This window comes from Streptomyces sp. NBC_00102, assembly GCF_026343115.1.
In the GTDB taxonomy this organism is placed as follows: domain Bacteria; phylum Actinomycetota; class Actinomycetes; order Streptomycetales; family Streptomycetaceae; genus Streptomyces.
Genome location: NZ_JAPEMC010000002.1, coordinates 623,510 through 629,155, shown reverse-complemented (window position 1 = coordinate 629,155; position 5,646 = coordinate 623,510). Strand labels below are relative to the sequence as shown.

The 5,646-nt window shown below is 72.1% G+C and carries 4 protein-coding genes; 3 read left to right on the top strand and 1 reads right to left on the bottom strand.

Annotated elements, in window-relative coordinates; genetic code table 11:
- Window positions 1-83: 83 nt before the first annotated feature.
- A complete protein-coding gene (locus tag OHA55_RS30065) occupies window positions 84-539 on the bottom strand; it encodes a YbaB/EbfC family nucleoid-associated protein (RefSeq protein ID WP_266712244.1) in 456 nt (151 codons plus the stop codon).
- Between the two features lie 424 nt (window positions 540-963).
- On the opposite strand from OHA55_RS30065, the gene OHA55_RS30060 reads away from it, so the two are divergent.
- Genes OHA55_RS30060 through OHA55_RS30050 form a run of 3 tightly spaced genes read left to right on the top strand, consistent with a single transcriptional unit; the run spans window position 964 to window position 5,365 of the window.
- Window positions 964-2,664 carry a glycosyltransferase family 2 protein gene (locus OHA55_RS30060; protein ID WP_266712242.1) on the top strand — a complete coding sequence of 567 codons (1,701 nt, stop codon included), beginning with the start codon at window positions 964-966 and terminating at the stop codon, window positions 2,662-2,664.
- Window positions 2,661-3,668 carry a glycoside hydrolase family 26 protein gene (locus OHA55_RS30055; protein WP_266712240.1) on the top strand — a complete coding sequence of 336 codons (1,008 nt, stop codon included), beginning with the start codon at window positions 2,661-2,663 and terminating at the stop codon, window positions 3,666-3,668. The genes OHA55_RS30060 and OHA55_RS30055 overlap by 4 nt, the downstream gene beginning before the upstream one ends.
- Window positions 3,665-5,365, top strand: coding sequence for a glycosyltransferase family 39 protein (locus OHA55_RS30050; RefSeq protein ID WP_266712238.1), 1,701 nt, complete (start codon window positions 3,665-3,667; stop codon window positions 5,363-5,365). Before OHA55_RS30055 ends, OHA55_RS30050 begins: the two co-directional genes overlap by 4 nt.
- Window positions 5,366-5,646: the final 281 nt, after the last annotated feature.

Genomic DNA, 5,646 nt, shown 5'->3' with positions numbered 1-5,646 from the left:
GTGCGCTCACTCCTCGGGCGGGGTCGGTACGGGCACCGCGTCCGCCGGGGGGCGCGATGTGGGGCGTGGGGCGGGAGCAGGGGTCAGTTGTGCGCGATCTTCGGCCCGTCCGCGGAGTCCGGGGCGATGCGCCCCTGCTCCACGTACTGCCGTACCGCTTCGGACATGGCCGGCTCCGGCGGCATGAGCCGTTTCACGTCGGCCGTGCCCCGCAGCAGGTGTTCGGCGTCCAGCCCCTCGGGCAGATGCGGTGCCATGACCTGTGCCAGTTCGGCGGTCGCCTTCGCCCGCGCCTCCTGGACGGTGGAGAGCACCAGGTCCGCCAGTTCCTTCGGCGTCAACCGCCGGTAGGCGCCGGTCGGGAACTCGACCGAGGTCAGCTCGCCCTGCGGGCCGACGGTCACCTTCATGGCCTGCGCCTTGGCGGTCGCCGTGCCGGACACCTCGCGCATCCGGCGCTGCATGTCGTCGATCTGCGCCAACTGCGTCCGGTAGGTCTCCTGCAGTTGCTCGATCTGTTCGTCGAACGGCGTGGACACCCGCTCACTCCTCCTCCGGCCCGGCGTTCCTCCCGGAAGCGTTCCGGGGGCGGGGGCGGGGACCGCCACCGCGCAGCGCTGACGGGTACCGCCACCGCACAGCGCCCAATGAACACGAGGCGGGTGTCGGGGAGAACGGCGGGCGGCCGCCCGTGCCCGCTTGAACGCGGACTCTGTCCGAAGGGACGTGCACGGGCCGTGCACGGGCCTGCCGGTGGTGGCGCAGGCAGGGTGCGGGGCGCGCCGGGCGGCGGCACTCCGTACACAAGTCGTGCACCAAAGGGCCCTGTTCGGCCCGAGCGCGCATACCGGACCACGCCGCTCCCTAGCGTGTCCGGCGTGCTGCCGGGCGAGCGGCGCCGGGTCCTCCGGCCCGGCGCGCCGACGGCAGCGATCACATCAGCCGCCCTTGGAGCCCGACATCATGGCTGTCGTCCGAGTCGTCCACGCCACCGGTGCCGCACGGCCCGTCCGCCGGGCGCGCCGCCCCGGGCGCGGGAGCCCGGTGCGTCCGGCGGCCCCCGGAGGGCTGCTGCCGACCCCGCCCGACGAGCGGGAGAAGTACGCGTACGTGGTGCGCCGGACCTGGCTGCTGACGACCACGTCGTTCCTGGGCTTCGCGTGCGTGCTCTACAGCCAGATCGACTCCGCCCGGCACGGGCCGTGGATCTGGTTCTTCGCACCGGTGCTGCTGCTCTCGGTGCTGGGGGTGCTCATCTCGCTGCGGCTGGAGCTGTTCAGCCCGAGTTTCGACATCGGGGCGCACCGTGCGCTGGTGCGGGCGTGGTCGCCGCGGGAGTATCCGTCGGTCGACGTGTTCCTGCCGGTGTGCGGGGAGCCGCTGGAGGTGCTGCACAACACCTGGACCCACCTCCGGCGGCTGGTGGAGTCCTACCCCGGGGAGGTCGTTCCGCTCGTCCTCGACGACTCCGACAGTGAGGAGGTGGCGTCGATGGCCGAGGACTTCGGTTTCCGCTATCTGGTGCGGCCCGATCGCGGCTGGTACAAGAAGGCGGGGAACCTGCGGTACGGGTTCGCGCACTCGGAGGCCGAGTTCATCCTGATCCTGGACGCCGACTTCGTCCCGCGCACCGATCTGCTCGACGAGTTGCTGCCGTACATGGACGCCGACCCGGACATCGGGATCGTGCAGTCCCCGCAGTACTTCCGGGTGCTCGACCAGCAGAACTGGATCGAGCGGGGCGCCGGGGCCGTGCAGGAACTGTTCTACCGTTCGGTGCAGGTGTCCCGGCAGAGCAGTGACGGTTCCATCTGCGTCGGCTCCTGCGCCGTCTACCGGCGTACCGCGCTCGCCGAGGTCGGCGGCACCAGCCTGATCGAGCACTCCGAGGACATGCACACCGGGTTCGACCTGCGGGCCCGGGGCTGGGACCTGCGGTACGTACCGCTGGCGCTGGCGACCGGCCTGTGCCCGGACACCGTCGGCGCCTACTACAACCAGCAGTACCGCTGGTGCATGGCGTCCATGAGCATGCTGGGCAGCGTCCAGGACTTCTGGAAGGTACGGATGCGGTTCGCGAGCCGCCTCTGCTACGTGTCCGGGTTCGTGTACTACGTCGAGTCCGCCCTGATCCTGTTCACCGGGCCGCTGATCGTCTCCGTGCTCCTGCTGTTCTTCCCCGAGCAGGTGAAGTTCACCGACATGCGGCTGGTGCTGCCGGGGGTGCTCTACCTCGTCGTCGTGTACCCGCTGTGGCACCGCACTCCGTACCGGCTGGAGGCGTGGGCGGCACGGGTCCTCTACAGCTGGTCGCACGTCTTCGCGATCTGGGACGTGCTGCGTCGGCGGCCCATGGGCTGGCAGCCGACCGGTTCGGGAGGTGCCCGCCGCAACAACACCCGGCGTCTGTGGATCGGTGTCTGGGCGTGGACGGTGCCGTCGACCGCGGTGTGGATCGGTGCGGCGCTGTGGCGGATGGACACGATGGTGCCGGAGGACTTCGCGCTGCCGCTCGCCTCGGGGCTCTTCTACGCGGCGGCCGTCGTGCGGGTCCTGGTCCTGCCGCGTCCCGACGAGGACACGGGGACCGGCGGCGCGACGGTCTCCGCCGGGCCGGACACGGCGTCCGCTCCCGGCCGCCTCGCAGAGTCGGTCCCGGCGTGAGCGGGGTGGGCCGCAGAGGGCTGCTGCGCTGGGCGGCGGGCGCGGCGGTGGCGGCGACCGCGGGGTGCGCGCCGAGCCGTACGGCGCCGATCGGCGCCGGCGGGGAGGGGGCGGAGGAACGGACCGCGCCGTACGTGCCGTTCGACGTCACCTGGCTGATCCGGCCCCGGGGGGACCACAAGTACCTCGGGGTCTCCTTCGCCGGGAAGCCGGTGACGCCGGGCTATCTCGCCCTGTGGTCCCGGAGGACCGGCAAGGCGCCCACGCTGCTCGCCCAGAGCTTCACCTGGGACGAGGAGTTCCCCCGGGACCGGGTCGCGGCCGTCTGGGAGCAGCGGGTGCTGCCGTACCTCTCCTGGGAACCCTTCGGGACGACGCTCCGTGAGATCGCGGCGGGTGCCAGGGACGGCTATGTCAGGCACGTCGCGGAGGCGCTCCGCGACCTCAATGTGCCGGTGGCGCTCGCGTTCGCCCCCGGAATGAACGACGGCGGGCGGCCGTGGGGAGCGGGCCGGGCGAGCCCCGAGGAGTTCGTCGGGGCGTGGCGGCACGTCCACGACCTCTTCCAGGACATGGGGGTGTCGAACGTCGTGTGGGTCTGGAGCCCCACGGTGGCGGTGAAGCCGTCGGTGCGGCTGAAGCCGTACTACCCGGGTGACGCCTACGCCGACTGGCTGGGTGTGGCGGGCCGTTACACCGAGCGCGGTCCCCACACGTACGACTCCCTGTTCGGCCCCGCCGTCGAGGAGGCGCGGGCGTTCACCCGTATCCCCGTGCTGGTCGCCGGGACGGCAGCCCCGCCCGGTGACCGCAGGCCCGCGGACGTCGCGGACCTGGTGCGCGCCGTGACCACCCGCGGCGATGTCGTGGGGTTCGTCTGGTTCGACGCGAACGACGCTCCGGACGGGATTGACTGGCGGATCGACAGCGGTCCCGGGGCGCTCGCCGCCTTCCGCCGCGGTGTCGCCGACCCGCGGTTCGGCTTCGACGTGAGGCGCCCGTGACGACCACCGAGACCCCCGGGAACGCCCCCGGGTGGTACGACCCCGAGTCGACCCTGCAGATACGGGTGCCCGCGGTGCGCGGCCCGCAGCCGGCCCCCGGGTACACCTTCGACGAGATCACCCGGGCGGACTGGGTGCTGGGGCGGGTGCCCGCGAGGGGGTGGTCCCCGGAGCCCGGACGCCGCCGGACCTGGGTGAGCCGCGCCCTGCTGGCCTGTCTGCTGCTGGTGCAGGCCCTGTTGTCGCTGCGCCTGCACAACAGCGCCTTCGAGGACGAGGCGCTCTACGTCTACGCCGGCCACGCCATGATCGGGCACCTCTTCCACGGCCTGCCCGAATACGGCGGTTTCGCGAGCTACTTCTCCGGATCGCCCGCCCTGTACCCGGTGCTGGCCGCCTGGGTGGACTCGGCGGCCGGACTGACCGGGGTACGGCTGATGAGCCTGGCGTTCATGCTGGGCTCCACGGGCCTGCTCCACTCGTTCACCCGCAGGCTCTTCAACGAGCGCACCGCGCTGCTCGCGGCGGGCGTCTTCGCGGTCACCCAGTCGACGCTGTTCCTCGGCAACTTCGCGACGTACGACGCGATGGCGCTCTTCCTGCTCGCCCTGACGGCGTGGATCCTCGTCCGGGTGGCCCCTGGCCACTGGGCCCTGCCGCTCGCCGCGGCTCCGGTGGCCGCCCTGACGGTGGGGGTGAAGTACGCGTCCGCGCTGTATCTGCCCACCGTCGCACTGCTGTTGGTGCTGGTCGCCCACGAGAGGCTCGGAGGGCGCGAGGCGCTGCGGCGCGGGGCGGTGTTCACCGCCGGGGTATGCCTTCTGCTCGGTGTCGGCCTGCTGACCACGGACTACCTGGAGGCGATCCGCAGCACCACCACCGAACGCGCCCACGGGACCGCCCCGCTCGGGCAGTTGCTGGGGGATTGCGCCCGGTGGGGCGGGCTGCTCTTCGCCCTGGCCGGACTCGGCACGGTGCTGTACACGCGCCGGGCGGGGCTCGGTGAGGTTCCCGGCCGGGTGCCGAACGGGCCGCCGCGCCGGTGGCGGCTGGCTCTGGGGGTCCTCCTGACCGGCACCGCGCTGCTCGCGCCCGCCTACCAGATCCATCTCCAGACCAGTATCTCGCTGCACAAGCACATCGGTTACGGTCTGCTGTTCGCCGCCCCGATGGCGGGGGTCGGCCTGAACCGTCTGATGGGGGCGCACTTCCGTTTCCCGCAGGTGGTCATCGCGGTGGGGGTGCTCGCGCTGACCTTCGGCATGTCCCAGTCCGCCCAGAACTACGGCGTCTGGCCCGACACCAGCCGTCTCGTCCCGGAGCTCGCGAAGAACGTGCGGCCCGGCCAGAAGTGGCTGGGCCAGCCGCACGAAGCACCGGTCTACTACCTCAGTGACCGGGGGCTGACGGACTACACCCTGTGGACGTCGGTCTACTACATCGACTACACCGGGCGGGAGGGCCTGCACCTCGGCGGGCCGGAGGGGTACCGGGCCGCGATCGAGGACGGCTGGTTCGACGGTGTCGTCCTGGACTGGTCCGACCAGCCGGGCGAGATCCAGGCGTTGATCCGCGACACGATGCGGTCCAGCGGACGGTACCGGCTGGCCACCGCGCTGATCTACCGCACGTCGGTCGGAGCGGGCCACTTCGAGATCTGGCTCCCCCTGCCCGCGGCCCACGCGTCCTCCACGTGACCCCGACGGCCGCGGCTCCGTGCCCTTGATGGGCGCAAGGTCCGTGACCCCGTCGGCCGTGGGCTCGGTGGTCCGCCGGCCGCAAGCTCCGTGGCCCCTGTCTGCACCGAGGGGCACGGACGCTTCCCGGAAGGGCGCCGACCCTGTCGGCGATATCCGATTTCCCTATCATCGGCCCCAGGGCATCGCGCGCCGGAGCCGACAGCTCCCCCGCACGGCCGCGCGGCCCCAGCACGACCACGGAGACGCCGAGGATGAAACACAGTCAGGTGACGAGGACC

What these genes read in the sequence shown, in the direction of transcription:
- OHA55_RS30060 (WP_266712242.1), top strand. Translation starts at nt 964, where the DNA reads ATGGCTGTCGTCCGAGTCGTCCACGCCACCGGTGCCGCACGGCCCGTC.